Raw genomic sequence first — 20,675 nt, forward strand, 5'->3', positions numbered from 1 at the left:
GAGAGCGTCCCTTACGAGGCACACTGATACGGAGTGTTTTCTGTTGTTCCGAAAATTATGTGCAAATGAGGTGGGTTGGTCTCTTGTACGAAGGTGTCGTTTCCGATACGGTAGGTCACTTCTCCATTAGAGGGGTTCCGAACAGGGTTTCGGTCTTGTGCACGGAGGTAAGAGGTGATGTCCGCATCGGTAGAGCTGATATCTATCATCGGGCGGCCTGCTCCGTGCGTGCGGTGACCATCTTCTGTTCCGCCAGTGACGGTGATGGTGCAGTTCAGACAGTTATCCTTGAACCGTATGAGTCCTTCCACTGCTTGCCGAGGTAGGCCAGCGACATCGGTGCAGCCTCCGGATACGCTTTGGAAGCTTCTGCCGCCGCAGGAACTTTTGTTGACGTTTATGCCTGCGTCAGAAAGCGCTTCTCTGGTGCAGCGTTCCTGTGCTGTACTTGTGGTGGGAGGAGGGGTTGTTCCTGGCGGGGTAGTAGAAGGGGGTAAAGTAATGCACTGCACTTCGTTCCATGGGCCATACTGCCGAGCCTCCGGACTGAGCACTGTCTTCAATACGGTATCGATGACAACATAGGCGCAGAGCATGATGGCCGCACCGATGATTACATTCCAGAGTATCTCCTTGGCTTTTGTCATTGCGCTTGGATCTCCTCCTGCCATCATCAGCTTGGCTCCTGCGTATACGAAGAGGAGCACGGCGACGACTGTCGCGAGATAGAACATGAAGGAGATCACGTTGTTCACGGCTTTGACCACGTGACAAAGCTGGCAAGAGAAACCGTCACAGCCGATATTTTCCTCACCCACCAGTCCTTTGGTGATATCGAAATTGTTGGTCCCCGTCTGCGCTGCTGCTTCCGGCAGAGGCACGAGGTAGGAGAGGGAGACGAGGGCAAAGAAGGCGAGTCCTGCGAGGAAGTGAGGGAGCTTGCCGGAGATGTTCTTGTTCATCCTCGTATTCTAAGGGTGAATGCCTGAAAACGAAACTCGTAGCCTGCTTCAGTAATGAAGGGTGGATGGTAAAGTATGTGAATTCTTGTGGAGAATAAGTAGGGTAAGCGAAGAAGGCTTTAATCGTCATTACCGTCATCATGAGTACGGGAAAAGCAGATTCAGGATCCCCGAACTGGGTATTTATAGGTATCGGCGCCCTCGCGCTCCTTACGGTACTTATAGGATTCACCCTCTGGCCGGCGGAGCGCGGAGGCCCAGGGCCGTTCGGCTCTGCACCCGTGGCCTGCACTATGGAGGCTAAGCTATGCCCCGACGGTTCTTCCGTAGGTAGGACAGGCCCGGACTGCGAATTCGCAGTGTGTCCGGGCACACAGACTCCTTCCGGGTGGAATACTTTTCGCGACGATTTTCGAGGTATCTCTTTCCGGTATCCGGCTCAGCTCGGCACGACCTATATATCGGCTACTGATTGGCCGCCGGCGGTTGCCATTACCAGCGCACCTTTCTCGTGTATCGAGGCGGGGAGCGAGGGAGCGCGTGCGGGTATCACCGAACGACGTTTCGTAGACTCCCGCGAATACTGTGTGACCCGGGTGACCGAGGGGGCTGCAGGTAGCATCTATACTCAATATACCTACGCATCTCCCAGAAGAGCCGGAGCGGCGACCTTCACCTTTACTACGCGAGCTACCCAGTGTGCCAACTATGACGAACCGCACAAGAGTGCGTGCACAGCCGAAAGGCAGTCTTTCGATATGGATGGGGTGGTGGATAGGATGGCGCAGAGCCTCTCCCTAGAATAGCTGCTCCTCATCGGATATGATGTGGTCCATAACCTATCCGGCATGACCAAACTCAAGGACGAACTGAGGGAAAAGACACTCGGCTACATCATCACTGCGCTCGGTCTCGTGGCGGGCCTGGCTTGGAACGAGGCTATCAAGAGCTTCATCGAGTACGTGTTTCCGCTAGGGAACAACACTCTGCTGCTTAAGTTTATCTATGCGATCGTTGTTACGGTAGCTATAGTCATCTTCGCTACGAACCTGAATCGTTTCTTTGGAAAGACTGAATAGTATGGATCGTATCTTCTTTTTTCCGATACTCATCGCGCTGGTTACTCTGGCCGCGGTCTATCTCTGGGGAGGGCTCCAGGCCCTCATCCTCGCGGCCATCCTCTCGGTGCTCGAGGTCACGCTCTCTTTTGATAACGCGGTGGTGAACGCTAAGGTGCTGAAGAAAATGGACGAGACCTGGCAGCGTCGCTTCCTCACCTGGGGCATCCTCATCGCCGTCTTTGGCACGCGCCTCGTCCTCCCCATACTCATCGTGAGCGCGGTGGTGTGGCTCTCTCCTTTGGCGGTGCTCGGGCTCGTGCTCTACGACTCCGCGCACTATGCAGAGCTCTTGGAGCAGGTGCATCCGGCGATCAGCTCCTTCGGCGGAGCTTTTCTCCTCATGGTGGCGCTCAAGTACTTCTTCGATGAGGCCAAGGAGATTCACTGGATCAGGATGATAGAGAAGCGTCTTGCGGGGTGGGGGAGGATTGAGGCTGTGGAGATAGCGCTTGCGCTCGTTATTCTGGTGACCCTTGCTTCTGTCTCTACTGTACCTGCGGTGATCCTCTCTGCGGGCATTATCGGTATCGTCCTCTTTATCTTAGTAGAGGGTCTCGCTAATTCCCTCGGCTCAGGTTCTTCCTTGGTCGCGGGGACAGGTCTCTCCCTTTTCCTTTACCTCAATGTTCTGGACTCTGCTTTCTCTCTCGACGGAGTCATCGGCGCTTTCGCGCTCACTGTGCAGCTTCCCATCATCGTAGCAGGCCTCGGTATCGGCGCTTATTTCGTGCGCAGCATGACGGTCTACTTAGTGCGCAACAAGACACTCGACAATCTGATCTATCTCGAGCACGGCGCACACTGGGCCATCCTCGGCCTTGCTCTCTCTATGTTTGCGGGGCTCCTTATTCATGTGCCGGAGATCATCATCGGATCCATCGGCCTCTTCTTCGTGCTTCTTGCGTACGTATCGTCTCGGAGAGAAAGGGCGCAGGCGTCTTGACAAAATACTACTTTTGATACATAATTCACATTGAATCCCTCACACAAGGTGCGGCATGTACAATAAAATCTCGGTTCCCCCGGGGTATCTCAGCCCCTTTCTCCAGGCGGTTCGGTCCCGTCTCTACCAGCTCTCTGAGAAGGACTTCGACCCGATCTGGCTTTCTATGGAGCTCAGTGCTCTGGGAATCTCGGAAAGCGTCGTGCTTCTGAGGCGCGACTCCTGGGGGCGGCTTGAATTTCGTTTCGCAGGACACTCTCTGGTTGATCGCTTCCCTGAGCTTTCTTGTCGGCATCTCCCTCTGATTGATCTCGACAGGACGGCTTTCGTCAAATGGGTTAGCGACTACGCTGCGGTCGCCGCCCTCGGCATGACGATCCATGGCGAAGGATGGTTCTCTCTTTACGGCAAGGACGCGCGCCTCCAAGGCTTCTTTCTACCGGCGGGGCTCGTTTCCGGAGGTGTTGCGGATAGGGTCCTTGGGGTCATCGATTACCCAGACGGCCCGCCTACCTGATGCGTTTTGTAGTACCTTTTCGACGGTCTCGGCTTTGCCGAGACCGTTTCTCATATTTATTCCTGCTATACTTTATTCACGCAACTCATGAAGCTCTACAGCCTCGTTCCGCGCGTCCTGCAGTTCATCGCTTGGTGGCCGACGTATTTCGGATTCAGGTTCTTCTATGGCTTCAAAGTCAAAGGAAGGAAGAATCTGAAAGGCCTCACGCAAGCGATCTTCGCTTGCAATCATTCGAGTGAGCTCGATCCGATAATGCTCACGGCAGCCGCGACGCCTTTTGGCAGCTTCGCTCCTATGTTCTACGTCTCACGGGGCAAGGACTTCTACCAGGATGATTACTTCGGCTGGAGGAAGCTCCTCTATGGTGGTTTCTTTTTCACCCTCTGGGGCGCCTTCAGGGCGTATTCGGGAATGAAGGATTATGAAAAGAGCCTCAGGAACCACATCGAAATCCTGGAAGACGGTCATAGTCTCTGTATCTTCCCGGAAGGACGCAAGACTAAGAACGGCAAGCTACAGGAAGGGCATGGGGGAGTTGCGTTTCTCTCGCATCGGACTGGGGTACCTATCGTGCCGGTGCGAATTCGTGGGACATACCGATTTTCCTTTACGCCGCTCTTCTCCAGGAGGCGGGGAGTGACGGTGACTTTTGGCGAGCCGATGGTCCCTGCTTTTGAACAGGATTTCTCCGTTGAAAAAGCCAAGCAAGAAGCGCAGGAGGTGATGTCTCGGATCGCCGCTTTATAAAGAGGGTAGTTCTTGTCACCGTAGCTCATATTTCCTATAGTGCAGTCTATGTCCATCACTAATATCGCCAAGGCCCTCAAGGACCGAGGTCTCGTAGAGCAGGAGGCTGGCGATATGAATACCTTTCTCGCTGAAAAGCGGAAGGTTTATCTTGGCATCGATCCGACAGCCGATTCCCTTCATGTCGGCAATCTGGTGCCTGTCTTTCTGATGAAGCACCTCGCGGACGCGGGGCATGAGGCGGTGTTCTTGGTCGGAGGCGGCACTGGAATGATCGGCGATCCGCGCGAGAGTGGCGAGCGCGTCATGCTTGATACGGAGATTGTGGATAGGAATACTGCCTCTATCCGCGCACAGCTCCTCAAGATTTTTGAAGGCAAGCAGTATCCTATTTTCAACAATGCGGAGTGGCTCACCAAGCTCGGAGCCATCGAATTCCTCCGCGATATCGGCAAGCACTTCACCGTCAATCAGCTGGTGAAGCGCGATACCATCAAGAATCGCCTGGACGCAGAAGACCCTCTTTCATTCACTGAGTTTTCCTACGCCCTTCTTCAGGGGTATGACTACCTTCATCTCTATAAAACGGAAGGGGTGGATCTTCAGGTGGGAGGATCTGATCAGTGGACTAACATCCTCTCTGGGGTGGATCTGATCCGCCGCAAGGAGGGGGCGGCCGTGTACGCTCTTACGGTACCAATCATTGTGGATAAGAAGAGCGGCAAGAAGTTTGGTAAATCGGAAGGGAATGCGGTCTGGCTTGATCCGGAGAAGACTTCTCCTTTTGAGTTCTATCAGTTCTGGGTCAATGCTTCAGACGAGGGTGTGGAGGACTATCTGAAGATCTTCACTTTCCTCCCGCTTGAGAAGATAGCCGAAGTTGTCGCAGAGCACGCTGCGGATCCTGCGAAGAGGGTAGCGCAGGAACTCCTTGCTTTGGAAGTCACTATGTTGGTACACGGTGGGGAGGCCGCACGCAACGCCGAACGAATTTCCAGTCTTATTTTTGGAGATAATTCCTCTCTTTTGTCTCTCTCTCAAGACGAGATTGATTCTTTGGTCCATAGCATGCCGAGCGCTACTGTCGAGAGCGGTGCTAGCGTCGTCGATGTTCTGGTCTCTGCCGGACTTGCACCTTCCAAATCAGAAGCGCGGCGCCTTATCGAGGGGAGAGGGGTGTATATGAATGATAAACTCGTCGAAGCTGCTGATTCCGTGTCAGCCCAAGATGGGGGGGCTAAGGGGGTCGGACTTCTTCGTGTCGGAAAGAAAGTTGCCCTTGTTTTAATGAAATAAGGTTTCTTTAGAATTGGCGTGATAAAATACGCTTCTTAATGAAGACCTTACGCCGTTCGCTTCGGGCGATCCTCCATAGTTTCCGCGATCTGGCAGTGCTTCTTCTGCCGGAGCGCCGGTTTTCGGAATACGCGTACGCTTTCATTGTTCACCCTCGCGATATTCGCGATGTTTATCGACAGTACCCCTTCTTGCGCGCGGTCCCGTCTGCTTTGGTCAAGTTGGTTCTCCGCTCTTACTGGCCGGTCATCATCTCTCGGGTTTCAGGTCTTAGCTCTGTCGAGAGCGGAAAGGAGGTGCGAGGGTTCGTACTCGCGGTCCCTCTTACTGCGGAGCAGATGCTTGCTGACAGGGAGCTGGCGCGGAGAAAGATCATTCAAGCGGCGAAGCTTGCCAAGAAGAGTGGCGCCAAGATCATCGGTCTCGGGGGGCTTACCGCCTCGATGTCTCGTGGAGGTTTGGATGTTGTCGAGAACGTGAAGATAAACGTCACCACCGGGCATGCGTATACGGCGCATAACGTCAGTCAGAACCTCTTTAATCTTATGGAGCGCTTTGGTTCGTCCAAGGACGAGGTGCTTGTCGCTATTGTGGGAGCTGCAGGGTCTATCGGTTCAAGCACGGCTCAGGTGGTGGCCAGGGAGGGGTTCATGCGAATTCTCCTTGTTGAGGTCGAGCGGAAGAAGGATGCTGTTCAAAAACTGATCCCTATCCTCGAGGCTCTGAATCCGGGTATCGATGTGCGGGTTTCTCATTCAATCGAAGATATTCGGGAGGCCGATTTTGTCGTCACCGCTACCAATACCCCGGAGGCTTTAGTGCGCTCGCATCATCTGAAGCCGGGAGCGGTTGTGATTGACGATGCACAGCCCTCTGATGTCGCCCCCGAGGTCCTTCTTCGCCCCGATGTTTTGGTCGTTGAGGCGGGCGTAGTGCACACTCCTGCTATAAGGACGCATTTCGATTTCAATCTGAAAGGAAAGAATGATACCTTTTGCTGTATGGCAGAGCTCCTCATACTTGCTGCTCACGGCTGGGACGATCACTATACGATTGCTCGCACGGACCTGAAGCAGGTCGATACCATCGCTTCTTGGGGAAGAACTCTCGATTTCAAGCCGGCCGCTCTCCAGAATTTCCTTGAGTCTATCTCTGACGAGAAGGTCGGGCATGTCAGGGACTCTGCTCGCGGCGTTCTCGTCGAAGTCTCACGATGATCTTTAATCTTGATGTAATCAACGCGCTTGTCGCCATTGCAGCCGTCGTTAATACTGGCTACGGTCTCATCATCTATTCCCGCCACCGCGAGAGTCGGACGAACCTGATGTTCTTCCTGCTCACTCTTGCCGTGAGCGCGTGGGGCGTCGGCATGTTCCTTTATCGCGGTCTTGCAGATAGGGAGCAGGCCGTACTTGCGGCGAGGTTCCTCTATATCGGTGCATCCCTCATTCCGCTTGCCTTCATTCATTTCGCATACGTCTTTCCGAGGGAGTCTGGAGGACTCCGGAGATCGCTCAGTCTCTGGCTCTTGGTTCCACTCGTTCCTCTGCTCGTCGCCATCGCTCTTCCTGGTGGTCTCATAAAAGACGTGCTGCCGGTCGTCTCTGACGAAAGGCACATAGTTTTCAATCAGCTCCTACACGCTCTTTATGGTCTCTATATCGTCACCTACTTCACCATCGGTTATATGGTGCTCATTCGCAAATATCTTCTCGCGGAGCGCTCTCTCCGTTTCCAGATAGGATACATCCTCGCGGGTACCTTTACCGCGACGTGCATCGGGGTGGTCACGAACCTGGTACTGCCATTCATTGGCGTCTTCTCATTGAACTGGGTGGGACAGGTAGGTATCGTGGCCATGATCATGGCTATCTCCTACGCCATCCTCAAGCATCACCTCTTCGACGTTAAGGTGATCGCCACTGAGCTCCTCCTCTTTTCTTTGTGGATGTTTATCCTGGTACGCGTTCTTATCGCGAGCAATCTTAAAGATCGGATTATCGACAGCGTGCTCTTTGCGGCGACAGTCGTCGTGGGCGTCTTCCTGATCCGCAGCGTGCTGAAGGAAGTCGAATCGAGAGAGCATATCGAGAAGCTGGCGCTCGATCTGGAACAGGCCAACGAGAAGCTCAAGGAAGTGGATCGCCTAAAGTCAGAATTTCTCTCCATGGGTACGCATCAGCTGAGGAGTCCTTTAACTGCTATCAAGGGCTACGCTTCACTCATTATCGAAGGCTCTTTCGGTAAGCCGCCTAAGGCCATCGAGGAGGCAGTAGAGCGCATCTATCAGTCGAGCCGCTCCATGGCCAACACCATTGAGGACTTCCTGACCATCTCTCGCATCGAGCAGAATCGTATGAAGTACGACTTCGCGGTGACCGACCTTGGCAAGGTCGTGAGAGACGTCATGGCCGAACTCCTGCCGAATGCGCTGAAGGCGGGCCTTCAGCTCACCTATGTGGACGACAAGAAGGGTCCGTATAGCGTGAATATTGATATCGGCAAGATTCGTCAGGTGATCATCAACTTCTTGGATAACGCGATGAAGTACACGCCCAAAGGCTCCATCACTCTGCGGATAGGGAAGAACGAGGCGACCAAGAAGATCCTGGTGTCTTTTGTAGATACCGGCGTGGGTATGAGCAAGGAGACTATCGATAAGCTCTTCCAGCGCTTCTCTCGTGCGGCGGATGCAAACAAGGTGAACGTGATGGGTACGGGCTTAGGTCTCTTCGTGGCTAAAGAAATGGTAACGGCGCACAAGGGCCGCGTGTGGGCGGAGTCGGAAGGCCCAGGTAAGGGCTCTCAGTTCTACTTGGAACTCGACGCAGCGTAGTTTATTTAGAAGCCTCCACAACGGCTTTCGCCACAAGGTCGGCGAGACCTTCCTGGAAAGGAGAGGGGATTATCATATCCTCGTTGGGATTCTCCACTGCCGCAGCCAGAGCATGGGCTGCGGCTAATTTCATATCGTCTGTAATCGCAGTAAGGCGGGCCCCCACGGCGCCTTTGAATATACCGGGATACGCGAGGACGTTGTTGATCTGATTGGGGAAGTCAGAGCGTCCGGTGGCTACGACGCGGGCTCCTCCGGCCTTGGCCTCTTCTGGCATGATCTCCGGGGTGGGGTTGGCCATGGCGAAGACAATCGCATCTTTATTCATGGTAGCGACAAGTTCGGAAGTAAGAACTTTCCCCTTAGAAACACCGAGGAAGATGTCAGCTCCTTTGAGTGCGTCTGCAAGTGTCCCAGAGATATCGCGAGGATTGGTGTAGGCGAGCGCTTCAGCCTTCATGCCACTGAGGTCGGAGCGGTTCTTGCTTACGATGCCGGTGCTGTCACAGAGGATGATGTCTTTGATTCCGTAGCGGTGAAGCAGTTTCGCAGAGGCGATGCCGGCAGCTCCCGCACCAGAGAGGACCAGGCGCACGTCTTCCGCCTTCTTCCCAACTATGGCGAGCGCGTTGATGAGTCCTGCAAGGATGACTACGGCGGTGCCGTGCTGGTCATCGTGCATCACTGGGATAGAGAGCTCTTTCTTGAGTCGCTCCTCTATCTCAAAGCAGCGCGGAGCGGAGATGTCTTCTAGGTTGATACCGCCGAAGGTGGGGGCGATGGCTTTGACCGCGGCGATGATCTCTTCAGTGTTCTTGGTACCAAGGACGATGGGGAAGCCGTCGAGCCCAGCGAAGCGCTTGAAGAGGACCGCTTTGCCTTCCATCACAGGGAGAGCCGCTTCGGGGCCGATGTCACCGAGTCCAAGCACTGCTGAGCCGTCGGAGACGATGGCTACGCCATTCTTGGTGGAGGTGAGGTCGTAGGCGAGGGACTTATCCCTAGCGATCTCAAGGCAGGGACCAGCGACGCCGGGAGTGTAGGCGAGAGAAAGCTCTTCGCGGTTGGTGACCGGGAGCTTGCTCTCGACGGAGAGCTTGCCTCGGTTCTCCTTGTGTACGCGGATACTCTCGGTTTGGTAGTCCATGATGGGTAATAGTAGCACTTAGGAGAGGGGTGCAATGCTATACTTAGCCGACAATACGTTTTGAAATCATGAGCACCTTCTCTCGACGCCTTTCCATAAAAATCCTCGCTGCTCTTCTCGTCTTCTCTCTCGCATATGCTCCTGTGGCGCTGCTTCCGCAACTGGGGATTCAGGATGCTCTTGCTCAGGGGGAGGGGGGTCAAAATAACGGTAACGCTGGAGGTGCCACTATTGATATCAGTAACGATATGGTCGGTATTGATAGCCAGGGGCAACTTGATGGCCCGGCAACAATCTCAGTTTCAGTCAATGGAGGAGGTTTTGGAAACTTTGCTTCGTTCGTGATTGACGCGCTCACTCCTACTGTAGTGCAGATAGCGGTTATTGCTGCTACAGGTCAAACTCTAGGAAGGGGAATTACAGGCTATGACAATCCTCTAAGTAACGCAGTCAGTTCTGCTGTCGGCAGTTTGGGCGGGAGCGGCGACAGGAGTTCCGGCACTGCGTCGGTCGGAACCTCTGCCGGGATTGTCGACCAGGCGGCAAATGATCTAGGGCTTTCGGCCTCAGGCAGCGATCGAACAGACTTTGGAAACGCGAGCCTAGGGGTCGGTACTAATCCGAGCGATGGCTCAGGTTCTCGGGGCCGAGAAGGCGATGCCCCCCTTTACTATGATTGGAACCAGAGGGCTGGTGATGCGCAGGATTTCTTAAGAAGTGTAAACAGATATTTCGACGTTTCATTCTCAGCCGACAAATCTAATGTTGTTCCCGGCGAGAGCCTCACCCTTTCTTGGAGATCAGAATCAGGCGGAGGCGCGCAATTCAGACCCGTTTGTTATGGAGCGGGACTTGATGGGGGATGGGCGGGACCAAAGGACCCGAACGGAACTTATGTCATCCCTTCCGTGCCTTCCGGTCAGCCTTACGTGTCTTTCCTGCTCACGTGTACGCGCCAAGTGATCATCTACCGCAGTGATACCGCAGGCGGCGATGATGTGTCTTACGAGCAAGGGGTGGCATCCGTGACTGTACCTGTAAGAAACTCCGCCCCCATCGCGTCTACTACTCCAGGCCGGCCACAGACGGTCCAGCCCCAACCTGTCCGCCCGCAGACCTCTGGAAGCTCGAGTGATTCTGCTCAAGGGCTCTCTATAAGCGCATCTCCGAGCTCAGTAGCTAGAGGAGGGCAAACGACCCTCTCCTGGTCCTCAGAAGGGAACAGCTCCTGCAGTCTCTCCGGCGGCTGGCCGGGGTCTATCACGGAAGGCGCAGCGCGCTCGGGCAGGGATGCTTCAGGTGTCTCCCGAATCTTCAATATTCTGGAAACCAGTACGTATAGGCTTTCCTGCGTGGGTGCAGACGGCGTAACCAGGGCAGTCTCGGCTACGGTGAACGTGCGGTAATTAGCTCTCCCAATCTGTTATAATCGACGTATCAGCGCTTATTAATCAGTAATCCTTAATTGAATGAATAGCATCTTCAGCGATATCGATCGCAATCGCGCAGCCAAGATCCTCCTGCTTATGGGTATCCTTGGTGCAATCTTCCTTGCTGGTCTCGCGTGGAATGAGTTCCGCGTAGCGGGCTTCGTAGGACATGACGGCATGGTGCAGAGCACCATCACCGTAGATGGAACGGGTGAGGTGGTCACTAAGCCAGACATCGCCACTATCACCTTCTCGGTTGTAGAAGACGGTACGACGGTGGCTGCTGCCCAGACCAAGTCTGCTGAGCGCATGAATAGAGCGCTCGCCTTGCTCAAAGAGAAGGGTGTAGAGGATAAGGATATAAAGACTGTCGGGTACAACATCAATCCTAAGTACGAATATCAGAATTGTCCTCCTTACACGGCCTGCCCTGTGCGTGACCCTCAGGTCATCGGATATCAGGTGAGCCAGAATGTAGAAGTGAAGGTTCGCGATATAGAGAAGGCAGGAGAGGTACTCTCTGCTGTCGGCTCCGTAGGGGTGCAGAATATCAGCGGCCTCTCTTTCTCCGTGGATGATGATGAGAAGTTCAAGGCAGAGGCGCGCGAGAAGGCTATCGACGACGCTCGTGCTAAAGCCAAGGTACTCGCTTCTGATCTCGGTGTGCGCCTCGTGCGCGTAGTGAGCTTCTCGGAGTCCGGCTACCCAATGCCGTACTATGCAGGCGGCATGTATGACAAGGCGGTGTCCGTAGCGGCTCCGCAGGCGGCTAACGTCCAGGTGCCCTCCGGCGAGAACAAGATCACATCCTCGGTGAACATCACCTACGAGATACGCTAGGCGCTATCCGCAGAAATCCCTCGTAGGGTCTTTTGGCCCTACGAGGGATTTTGGTTTAGAATGTCTCTGCTTCTGTGTAGAGGCTTGTACAAATTTCTGGGGGATTCCTGATGCGCCGATCAGTGAGTCGTGCGGTGAACGCTTCGCGTCGCCGTGTCGCGGCTATGCCCGCAAACGTGCGTTTGAAGATGTCGGTGGGGGTTCCTGTGGTGGTCCCCACAAAGAAGGCTGGTTGTGCGGGGCAGAAGATGCTCGCCCTGAGGCTGGCCTGCCTCCTCATCGTTGTCGTCTGCCTAGGGAAGCTTCGGTCAACTGGTTTCCAGCCCGAACAGCTCACCACCTGACAGCTCCACGCCGCTGGCCTCACAAGGGGCTGGCGGCGATTGACTTTTCTGCTCTCTGTGATACTCTCCAGATACGCCCCCGGGGCGGTTTTTAGTAACAAAACCCATGAGCCTCGCTTCATATCTCAAAGAAACCAAGGGAGAACTCAAGCACATGAGCTGGCCTACTACGAGCCAGATCATTGCTTACACCATCGCGGTCATCATCATCTCCGTCTTCACTGCACTCTATCTCGGCTTCTTCGACTACCTTTTCTCTCTCGCGCTCGATAAATTCATACTTCGTTAATATGTCTAAGCAAGTCCAAGACGGCGAACGCCACTGGTACGTCATCCACACCTACGCAGGCTACGAGAATGCGGTCGCCCGCAACCTCAAGCAGCGCGTGGAGTCTTTGGGTATGGAGGACAAGATCTTCAACGTGGTCGTGCCGACCGAGAAGAAGATTAAGGTGAAGGGCGGCAAGCGCGTGGAGGAAGAGGAGAAGATCTACCCGGGTTACGTGCTCGTGGACATGGTGGTCACCGACGATTCCTGGTACGTGGTGCGTAACACTCCTCGCGTCACCGGCTTCGTGGGCTCTGGCGTGAACCCGGTCCCGCTCGAAGGCAAGGAGATGGAAGAGCTCTTCAAGCGCATGAACGCGGATACTGTGAAGCACACCATCAACCTCGAGCCGAATGATGCCATCATCATCTCCGATGGTCCCTTCAAGGATCTCGAAGGCAAGGTGGCGGAAGTGGACGAGGAGCGCGGTAAGGTCAAGGTGCTCGTCTCCATGTTCGGCCGCGAGACCCCGGTGGAACTCGACTTTTTGCAGGTTCGTAAGATTTAATGTAAGGTACTACCGCTATGGCTAAGAAAGTCACCAAGAAGCTCAAACTCCAGATTCCGGCAGGTAAAGCCAACCCGGCTCCTCCGGTCGGCCCTGCGCTCGGTCAGGCAGGCATCAACATTGGTGAATTCGTCACCAAGTTCAACGAGGCCACCAAGGGCATGATGGGGGACATCATCCCGGTAGAGATCTCCGTCTACGAGGATCGCTCCTACTCCTTCGTCCTCAAGACTCCTCCGGCTTCGAACCTCCTCCTCAAGGCGCTCGGCAAGGAATCCGGTTCCGGCAAGCCCAACACCAGCAAGATCGGCTCTGTCACCAAGGCACAGCTCAAGGAGATCGCTGAGAAGAAGATGCCGGATCTCAACGCTACCGACATCGAGGCCGCGATGAAGATCATCGCCGGCACTGCTCGATCGATGGGTATTGATGTGAAGTAGTTTCAATCCTGAAGAAAAAGACCCCGATCTTGTCGGGGTCTTTTTCTTATCTCTCAAGATTTATCCAGCGGTAATGAAGGCCTGATGGCGGATCAACGCGCTCCTCTTCGAAAGTCTTTTTAGTAAAGAGGTGTTCAAAAGGAGGGAAGAGAGCGTCCCCCTCTTTTTCATCATCTATCTCCGTGAGATACAGCTTATCCACGAAGGGAAGTGCCTGCTGGTATATCTGGGTCCCGCCGCCGATGAAGATCTCTTCCTGGTCGTACGCTCGGGCTTTCTCAATCGCTTCCTCCAGCGAGTGGGCGACCACGACTCCTTCCTGCGAATAGTCTTTGTCCCTGGTTACCACGATATTCGTCCTTCCGGGGAGAGGTTTCCCGAGGGTGCCCAGGATCGATTCAAAGGTTTTCCTGCCCATGATCACGGGGTGCCCGAGGGTGAGCTCCTTAAAGCGTTTTAAATCGTCTTTGAGCCGCCAAAGCAGCTGGTTCTCTGTACCAATGACGTGGCTACCTGCCTTATTCCTCCCTATAGCCACCACGATACTTATTTGAGGTTTTGTCATGTTGCTCGGCTCTTGTGGGGGCATATACTGTGACCAATAGCATACAGTATATGGCAATCAATGCAGGCATCTTCGGGGACGGGACCAATTTGGCGGATCGTTATATTCCTGATCAGAAGAAGCTCAAGGAACTCGCCAAGCATTGGAAGAAACTCGGTTTAAAGATCGTGCTCACGTCTGGCACCTACGATCTCTTCCACGTGGGGCATGCGGAGTATCTGGGTAAGGCGAAGCAGTACGGAGATCTCCTCATCGTCGGCGTGGATAGCGACCTTAAGGTGAAGAAGCGGAAGGGGCCGCATCGTCCTGTGGTGCCGGAAGAAGAACGGATTCGCATCTTATCTCACGTACGTCACGTCGACGTGATCACTCTGAAGCGTCACGATGACGATCCGAATTCTCTGATCAAGGCAATATCTCCGGACGTGCTCGTGGTTTCGAAAAGCACCCAGCATGACAAGAAGGACATGCTTGAGAAAGCGAAGTACTGCAAAAAGGTAGTCTTGCTCCAGCCGCAGGCCTCTACCTCGACCAGCGCCAAAGTGAGGCTCCTCCATACGAGTGGTGCGGATCGCTTCGCTAAGGAGCTTATTCCCAAGCTCTCCTCTCGTGTCGAGCAGAAACTTATCAGTGGCACCAACGACCTATCCAAGCGCATCGCTTCCGATATCTCGCAGGTGATCGAGGAAGCCATGCGCTCACTTGATGGAAACAAATAGCTCTTTTGCGGTTGTTGCGTACGTACCGGTCCTTCATGAAGGGTATCGGGCTTTTTTCGAACGGCATAAGGACGCCGAGAGCCTTTTCCTTTTTGGTCCTGAAGTTATCGCCGATTTCCCGGTGCTCGCAAAAGAGATACGACAGCTTGATCCTACGCTCATGGCAGAAGCTATCCGCTCACTCCGTGTCTTTGAGAGAGTCGAGGTGCTCGACAAGGAGGGTATTGAGAGACTGGTTGCAGAGAAGACCTCGCTTGTGGTGCCCGATGAGGACGTGACCAGGACCCTGGTTGAAACTCATTTTAAAGGTAATCAGGTGACTTTCGATTCCGTGTTCCTGCGGTGGGATAAGCATAACTCTCTCAAGGAGAAGCCTGTTGTGCCGGAAGAAAGGATTTCCAGAGAGGAGTTCGATCGGCGCATCATGGAGATGCTAGGAAAGGAGGCGGCTAAGAGCTCTGACATCTGGCGACATGTGGGGGCAGCTATAACCAAAGACGGGAAACTGCTGATGCGGGGTCACAATCGCCATGTACCCTCGGAACACATGCCGTATGTGAACGGAGATCCGCGCAGTAATTTCTCTAAGGGTGATCACATCGAGATGTCGACTGCCCTTCATGCGGAAGCTGGCCTTATAGCCGAGGCCGCACGGCAGGGGGCAGCACTTGAGGGGGCGTCCATGTACCTTAGTGTTTTTCCTTGTCCGCCGTGTGCTAAGTTGGTGGCCTATTCCGGTATAAAAACTCTCTATTGTGCTGGGGGATACGGGGTACTCGATGGCGAGGATGTTTTGAAAAGCCAGGGGGTCAAGATTATTTTTGTGGAGTAAACAAGGCGGCACACCCTCCTTGGGTGCGCCGCCCTTATTCGAGAGGGTGAACCCTTTAATATAATTAGGCAGCTTCCGGAGATTTTTGGGATGGTTTACTTACTGCAAACTTAACCCCCTTGTGATCTGGCTTCGAAGAATCTGGCTCAATCAAGTGGGCGTGCAAATGCCTCACTGTACTAGCTGGCCTTGCTATGGTGCCGAAACGCATCGCTAAAGTGCCCCCGTCAATTGAAAATTCCTTCATAGCTTTTCTAAATAAATCGAAAAGCTCAGCTCCCGCTTGAGGATCTAAATCACTCAAAGACTCTACGTGCTCTTTAGTGATGGCAAGCAGGTGATTCTTCGTATCGTCGTAAGGCCACTGGTTCTCAGTAAGAATCCAATACTTTCCCTCCGCGTGTATGGGTTTCTTGTGGTAAGTTTCTAAATGATCAGCGCAAAAAGGACAAACACCATCTTTTAAAATCTGATGCATAACGCCCTTTTGCTCCTCAACCCGAGCGTTCTCCAAAAATAAGAAATTCATGACTTCATTGTATAGATTAACAATGAATTTCAGCCCTAGCAAGATAGTTACTACACGGCTACTGGGATATCTTTCATTCCTGGATGCGGGTCATAATCGGAAACTTCAAAATCCTCAGCGCGATACGCGAAGATGTCATCCTTCTTGTTAATCATGGTGACCGTCGGGAGCGCTTTGGGCTCTCTCTTCAAGAGTTCCTCCACGTTCGGAATCTGGTCTACATATATGTGCGCGTCTGAGAAGCTGTGTACGAACTCGTACGGTTCTGTCTTGGTCACATGAGCGAGCATCATGAGGAGCGCAGCATACTGCACCATGTTGGAGGGGACTCCTACGGGCACATCGGCAGAGCGCTGGATCATGTGGAGGGTTAGCTTGTTGTCGATGATGCGCAGGTGAATCCAGCCGTGGCAGGGGGCGACCACTACCTTCTGCTGCTTACCGGTGCCGCGGATGATGTGCTGAGGGATCCAGGGGGAGATGAAGTGGGTGCGCAGGTGGGGGAACTCAATCATCTGCTCCACTATATTTTTCACTTGGTTATAGGTGCCGCCGTCTTGCGTGGGGAAGTCATGGAAAGCTGCGCCGTAGGAACCAGGACCTAGGTCGCCGACCTCGAGTCCGCGCTTTGCGGTCTTTTCCGGCGTACCCCAGGGTGTCCAGAATTTGCAGCCAAAGGATTCGAGTGCTTCGAGGGTGTGTGCGCCGTTGATGAACGCACAAATCTCGCCGATGGAGCCTTTCCAGAACCCCTTGATGCTTCGCTCGGTGATCATGGGGAACCCGTTTTCAAGCTTGAAGTGGAGGGGCTTCGGTCCGATCACGGTGAGCGCGTCTACGCCTTGCTGACTCTTTACTCTCACGCCGTTGTCTAGGATGAATTTGAGGAGATCACGATATTGGGTATCCGGGGTGCGCTCGGTGTAGGGCTTTATCATGAGTTTATCGTACCGTGACAGAAGGGTGACTCCAATCAGGTGGCGCTATTCGGCAATGCTTTCCCACTTTTAGCAACGGTTGTACTAAAGCCGCTTTGCGGGATAATTGAGCTAACAACACCCCTCCTATGATCTGAGTTCCGCCACACTCCCTATAGCAGCTCAATAATTCATAAACTCATGAATAAGAAAGACTATTCCCACATTCAGAAACAGGACAAGGCGGTATTCAAAGCAATTCTAGGAGAAGAAGAAAGGGAGCGAGACGGCCTCGAACTCATCCCTTCGGAGAACTACGTCTCCAAAGCCGTGCAGGAGGCGAATGGTTCCGTCTTCACTAACAAATACTCAGAAGGGTATCCTGGTCGCCGCTACTACGGCGGACAGAAATATACCGATATCGTCGAGAAGATCGCCATCGAACGAGCCTGCAAATTGTTCGGCGCGAAATATGCGAACGTGCAGACGCATTCTGGTGCTCCTGCGAACGTGGCGGTCTACTTCGCCCTCCTCCAGCCGGGCGACACTGTTCTCGGCATGGACCTCTCTCATGGAGGACACCTCACGCACGGTCACCCGGTGACGGCGATGGCTAAGATATTCCGCTTCGTCCGCTACAAGATGAAGGATCCGGAAACGGGCGAGATCGACTACGAAGCGCTGCGCCAGACGGCACTCAAGGAGAAGCCGAAGATAATCCTCGCAGGGTTCTCAGCGTATTCGCGCGAACTCGACTATGCGAAATTCACCAAGATCGCCAAGGAAGTGGGTGCGATCAGCATGATGGACGCGGCGCATATCGCCGGTCTCATCGCCGGTAAGGCCGTGAAGAATCCCTTCGACTACGGCTTCGACATCATGACCACGACCACCCACAAGACTCTCCGTGGGCCTCGCGGAGGACTCATCCTCACTCGCGAGAACGAAGAGATTGCCAAGGCGATCGATAAGTCGGTCTTCCCGGGACTCCAGGGTGGTCCGCACATGCATATCGTGGCGGCTAAGGCGGTCTGCTTCGGAGAGGCGCTAAAACCGTCCTTCAAAAAGTACACCAAGCAGATCCTCAAGAATGCCAAAGCCATGGAAGCGGTCTTCCGGAAGCACAATGTCCGGATGCTCGGTGGCGGCACCTCGAACCACCTCCTCCTTGTCGATGTCTACGGCTCTCTCGGTGTATCTGGCAGGGAAGCGGAGGTGGTGCTCGACGAAGTCGGGCTCACCCTCAATATGAATTCGATCGCGGATGATACCCGCAAGCCCTTGGATCCCTCCGGCATCCGCTTCGGCACCCCGGCTATCACCACTCGCGGATTCAAGGAGAAAGAGTGCGCCGAGGTGGCCGAGATTATGATCGAGGCTCTCAAGAACAGGGGGAATGCCAAGAAGAAAAAGGAGCTTCGCGCCAAGGTGCTGAAGCTTTGCCGACGGTTCCCTATACCGGAGAGCTTCTAGGGCTCTGCTACAATAGGGAGATGACTGTGGTGCTGAAGATCCGTCGTCTCTCTGAGGAGGTTAAGATGCCGACCTACGCATATCCGGGCGACGCGGCGTTCGACCTCTGTGCGTCCGAAGATATCTCGCTTGCTCCTGGCGAGTACCGAGGCATACCGACCGGCCTTGCGATGGAAATCCCGGAAGGCTATGTTGGTTTGGTCTGGGATAAGAGCGGAGTCGCCATCAGGAACGGCCTCAAGACGCTCGGCGGGGTCGTGGACTGCGGCTACCGGGGAGAAGTGCTGGCAGGCATCGTCAATCTCTCTGGCGAAACGCGTGTTTTCAAGAAGGGTGAGAAGGTCGCGCAGATGATCATTCAGAAGAAGGAGACCGTCGTGCTTGAGGAGGCAGAGAGCCTCTCTGATTCTGTCCGTGCGGAGAGGGGTTTCGGAAGCTCGGGGAAATAATCATGCAAGAGATACTACGAAAGGCGATAGCAGAAGCTTCCGGCTCGCGGGGCGATTTCCTCGTGGCGCCGCTTGAAGACCTCTCTCGTGGAGACTACTACACGAATGCCGCTTTGGTGCTCGCCAAGGTGGAGGGTAAGGATCCGCGTGTGCTCGCGGAGGAACTCCGAACGAAACTCGAAGGTCTCGGTATCGAGGGTGTGGAGTCTATAGAAGCTGCGGGTCCTGGATTCCTTAATTTCAGGCTGAAGAGAAGTTTTTTTAGTGGAGAGATCAAAAAGATTGCCAAAGCAGGGAAGGAGTTCGGTAAGGGGGAGGCTTACACAGGGAAGAAGGTAATCGTCGAGTACACCGACCCGAATCCTTTCAAGGAAATTCATATCGGGCATCTCATGTCTAATACCATCGGCGAGTCAGTAGCCCGTCTTCATGAATGGAGCGGTGCGGATCTCAAGCGTGCCTGCTACCAAGGAGATGTGGGTCTCCAGATCGCCAAGGCAATCAAGGGCATGATGCTGCTTGAGCGTCCTGAGAATGCTTCTCTGCAAGAGCAGGTGGCGTATCTTGGGCGAGCATACGCGGCAGGCAGCGCTGCCTACGAGGAGGGTGCGGCAGAGGAGATCAAGGCGCTTAACAAGAAGATATATGAACGTTCCGACGAAGACGTAAACCAGCTCTATGACTGGGGCAGGAAGGCGAGCTTGGATCATTTTGAGACGATATACAAGAAGCTCGGGACGAAGTTCAACCTGTATTTCTTCGAGAGTGAGACGGGTGTCTTCGGCAGGGAGTTGGTGAGGGAATTTGTGGGACGAGGTGTATTCGAGGAGAGCGATGGCGCGGTGATTTATCGTGGAGAGAAGCACGGTCTCCATACGCGCGTATTCATCAATTCCGAAGGCTTGCCTACGTATGAAGCAAAAGAGCTTGGTCTCGCCAAGACCAAGCATGACAGATTCCCCTATGACCTCTCGGTTGTGCTGACGGGTAACGAGGTTAATGAGTATTTCAAGGTACTGCTTTCCGCGATGCGAGAGGTGTATCCGGAGCTCGCGGAGAAGACCAAACATATCGGCCACGGCATGCTGCGCCTCACTACGGGCAAGATGTCCTCTCGTACGGGAAATGTCATCTCCGCTGAATCTCTCATCGCAGAGGTCACGGAATCGGTGCTCGCGCGAATGACTGAATTCGACGGCTCGCCCGAAGAGAAGGAGAAGACTGCTGAGATGGTGGCGATAGCGGCCATCAAGCACACCATTCTGCGTCAGGCACCTGGAAAGGACATTATCTTCGATCCCGCGCAAGCGCTTTCTCTCGAAGGAGATTCTGGACCATATCTCCAATATGCGCTCGTGCGTACCAAGACGCTTCTTGCTAAGGCAGCTGAAGTGGGGGAGACACCGACTCTTGAAAATATTCCGTCGGAAGCTGCGGACGTCGAGCGCCTGCTCCATCGATTTCCTCAGATACTCGCGCGCTCTGCGGCCGACCTCGCACCGCAACATGTGGTGACCTATATCACCGAAGTTGCTTCGGCCTTTAATGCGTTCTACGCCGGTACACGCGTTATTGGAAACCCGCACGTAGGCTACTATCTGGCGCTCACCCAAGCTGTTGGAGTGGTGCTTGAGAACGGACTCTCTGTTCTCGGTATCCCGACCCCAGAGAGAATGTAGCTTCTTTTGCCGCTTTTTTGGTGTATAGTGGCTCTACAAAAGGCTTTTAA

At 54.1% G+C, this 20,675-nt stretch carries 24 protein-coding genes; 19 read left to right on the forward strand and 5 right to left on the reverse strand.

Annotated features, from left to right (window positions below; translation table 11 throughout):
* Nucleotides 1–11 precede the first annotated feature (11 nt).
* Complete coding sequence (locus K8Q93_01270) at nt 12–962, reverse strand: pilin (GenBank protein ID MCE9643859.1); 951 nt, start codon at nt 960–962, stop codon at nt 12–14.
* Between the two features lie 140 nt (nt 963–1,102).
* Here K8Q93_01270 and K8Q93_01275 point away from each other — a divergent pair, with 140 nt between their 5' ends.
* The 8 genes from K8Q93_01275 to K8Q93_01310 all read left to right on the forward strand — a co-directional run bounded on the left by K8Q93_01275 (nt 1,103) and on the right by K8Q93_01310 (nt 8,425).
* Nucleotides 1,103–1,768: a hypothetical protein gene (locus K8Q93_01275; protein MCE9643860.1), complete on the forward strand. Its 666-nt coding sequence runs from the start codon at nt 1,103–1,105 to the stop codon at nt 1,766–1,768.
* A gap of 42 nt (nt 1,769–1,810) precedes the next feature.
* The gene (locus K8Q93_01280) at nt 1,811–2,041 is read left to right on the forward strand and encodes a DUF5654 family protein (GenBank protein ID MCE9643861.1); all 231 of its coding nucleotides are present in this window, start codon (nt 1,811–1,813) and stop codon (nt 2,039–2,041) included.
* A gap of 1 nt (nt 2,042) precedes the next feature.
* Nucleotides 2,043–3,026 (forward strand): DUF475 domain-containing protein, encoded by a 984-nt coding sequence (locus K8Q93_01285; protein MCE9643862.1) that lies wholly within the window; start codon nt 2,043–2,045, stop codon nt 3,024–3,026.
* Between the two features lie 55 nt (nt 3,027–3,081).
* A complete protein-coding gene (locus K8Q93_01290; GenBank protein ID MCE9643863.1) occupies nt 3,082–3,543 on the forward strand; it encodes a hypothetical protein in 462 nt (153 codons plus the stop codon).
* 87 nt (nt 3,544–3,630) lie between these two features.
* A complete protein-coding gene (locus tag K8Q93_01295; protein MCE9643864.1) occupies nt 3,631–4,293 on the forward strand; it encodes a 1-acyl-sn-glycerol-3-phosphate acyltransferase in 663 nt (220 codons plus the stop codon).
* Nucleotides 4,294–4,341: 48 nt separating this feature from the next.
* The gene (gene tyrS, locus K8Q93_01300) at nt 4,342–5,589 is read left to right on the forward strand and encodes a tyrosine--tRNA ligase (GenBank protein ID MCE9643865.1); all 1,248 of its coding nucleotides are present in this window, start codon (nt 4,342–4,344) and stop codon (nt 5,587–5,589) included.
* Between the two features lie 38 nt (nt 5,590–5,627).
* On the forward strand, nt 5,628–6,806 hold the full coding sequence (locus K8Q93_01305; GenBank protein MCE9643866.1) for a hypothetical protein: 1,179 nt from the start codon (nt 5,628–5,630) through the stop codon (nt 6,804–6,806).
* On the forward strand, nt 6,803–8,425 hold the full coding sequence (locus K8Q93_01310) for a hypothetical protein (GenBank protein ID MCE9643867.1): 1,623 nt from the start codon (nt 6,803–6,805) through the stop codon (nt 8,423–8,425). Before K8Q93_01305 ends, K8Q93_01310 begins: the two co-directional genes overlap by 4 nt.
* Nucleotide 8,426: 1 nt before the next feature.
* On the opposite strand, the gene K8Q93_01315 is transcribed toward K8Q93_01310, so the two are convergent.
* Nucleotides 8,427–9,572: an NADP-dependent malic enzyme gene (locus tag K8Q93_01315; protein MCE9643868.1), complete on the reverse strand. Its 1,146-nt coding sequence runs from the start codon at nt 9,570–9,572 to the stop codon at nt 8,427–8,429.
* Between the two features lie 68 nt (nt 9,573–9,640).
* Between K8Q93_01315 and K8Q93_01320 the strand changes: the two genes are divergently transcribed.
* From K8Q93_01320 to rplK, 6 genes are all read left to right on the forward strand, one after another.
* Nucleotides 9,641–10,978, forward strand: coding sequence for a hypothetical protein (locus K8Q93_01320; protein ID MCE9643869.1), 1,338 nt, complete (start codon nt 9,641–9,643; stop codon nt 10,976–10,978).
* Between the two features lie 63 nt (nt 10,979–11,041).
* Complete coding sequence (locus K8Q93_01325) at nt 11,042–11,842, forward strand: SIMPL domain-containing protein (protein ID MCE9643870.1); 801 nt, start codon at nt 11,042–11,044, stop codon at nt 11,840–11,842.
* Nucleotides 11,843–11,952: 110 nt separating this feature from the next.
* Nucleotides 11,953–12,186, forward strand: a complete 234-nt coding sequence (locus K8Q93_01330; protein MCE9643871.1) for a hypothetical protein — start codon at nt 11,953–11,955, stop codon at nt 12,184–12,186.
* Between the two features lie 106 nt (nt 12,187–12,292).
* Complete coding sequence (gene secE / locus K8Q93_01335) at nt 12,293–12,475, forward strand: preprotein translocase subunit SecE (GenBank protein MCE9643872.1); 183 nt, start codon at nt 12,293–12,295, stop codon at nt 12,473–12,475.
* A gap of 1 nt (nt 12,476) precedes the next feature.
* Entirely contained in the window at nt 12,477–13,022 is a 546-nt protein-coding gene (gene nusG, locus K8Q93_01340; GenBank protein MCE9643873.1) for a transcription termination/antitermination protein NusG, read from the forward strand.
* Between the two features lie 17 nt (nt 13,023–13,039).
* Complete coding sequence (rplK, locus tag K8Q93_01345; protein MCE9643874.1) at nt 13,040–13,462, forward strand: 50S ribosomal protein L11; 423 nt, start codon at nt 13,040–13,042, stop codon at nt 13,460–13,462.
* Nucleotides 13,463–13,508: 46 nt separating this feature from the next.
* On the opposite strand, the gene K8Q93_01350 is transcribed toward rplK, so the two are convergent.
* Nucleotides 13,509–14,027: a dihydrofolate reductase gene (locus K8Q93_01350; GenBank protein MCE9643875.1), complete on the reverse strand. Its 519-nt coding sequence runs from the start codon at nt 14,025–14,027 to the stop codon at nt 13,509–13,511.
* 50 nt (nt 14,028–14,077) lie between these two features.
* Here K8Q93_01350 and K8Q93_01355 point away from each other — a divergent pair, with 50 nt between their 5' ends.
* Together K8Q93_01355 and K8Q93_01360 are read left to right on the forward strand one after the other, a co-directional pair.
* On the forward strand, nt 14,078–14,746 hold the full coding sequence (locus tag K8Q93_01355; protein ID MCE9643876.1) for an adenylyltransferase/cytidyltransferase family protein: 669 nt from the start codon (nt 14,078–14,080) through the stop codon (nt 14,744–14,746).
* The gene (locus tag K8Q93_01360; protein MCE9643877.1) at nt 14,733–15,578 is read left to right on the forward strand and encodes a deoxycytidylate deaminase; all 846 of its coding nucleotides are present in this window, start codon (nt 14,733–14,735) and stop codon (nt 15,576–15,578) included. Before K8Q93_01355 ends, K8Q93_01360 begins: the two co-directional genes overlap by 14 nt.
* Nucleotides 15,579–15,642: 64 nt before the next feature.
* Here the strand turns inward: K8Q93_01360 and K8Q93_01365 are convergent, their stop codons facing one another.
* Both K8Q93_01365 and thyA read right to left on the reverse strand, forming a co-directional pair.
* Nucleotides 15,643–16,107 carry an HIT domain-containing protein gene (locus K8Q93_01365; protein MCE9643878.1) on the reverse strand — a complete coding sequence of 155 codons (465 nt, stop codon included), beginning with the start codon at nt 16,105–16,107 and terminating at the stop codon, nt 15,643–15,645.
* 50 nt (nt 16,108–16,157) lie between these two features.
* The gene (gene thyA, locus K8Q93_01370; GenBank protein MCE9643879.1) at nt 16,158–17,045 is read right to left on the reverse strand and encodes a thymidylate synthase; all 888 of its coding nucleotides are present in this window, start codon (nt 17,043–17,045) and stop codon (nt 16,158–16,160) included.
* A gap of 180 nt (nt 17,046–17,225) precedes the next feature.
* On the opposite strand from thyA, the gene K8Q93_01375 reads away from it, so the two are divergent.
* Genes K8Q93_01375 through argS form a run of 3 tightly spaced genes read left to right on the forward strand, consistent with a single transcriptional unit; the run spans nt 17,226 to nt 20,625 of the window.
* A complete protein-coding gene (locus K8Q93_01375) occupies nt 17,226–18,497 on the forward strand; it encodes a serine hydroxymethyltransferase (protein MCE9643880.1) in 1,272 nt (423 codons plus the stop codon).
* Nucleotides 18,498–18,517: 20 nt separating this feature from the next.
* Nucleotides 18,518–18,946, forward strand: coding sequence for a dUTP diphosphatase (gene dut / locus K8Q93_01380; GenBank protein ID MCE9643881.1), 429 nt, complete (start codon nt 18,518–18,520; stop codon nt 18,944–18,946).
* A gap of 2 nt (nt 18,947–18,948) precedes the next feature.
* A complete protein-coding gene (gene argS, locus K8Q93_01385) occupies nt 18,949–20,625 on the forward strand; it encodes an arginine--tRNA ligase (GenBank protein MCE9643882.1) in 1,677 nt (558 codons plus the stop codon).
* The last annotated feature ends 50 nt before the right edge of the window (nt 20,626–20,675 follow it).

Source organism: Candidatus Parcubacteria bacterium, from assembly GCA_021414235.1.
GTDB lineage: Bacteria > Patescibacteriota > Minisyncoccia > Phycocordibacterales > JAKFXT01 > JAIOOV01.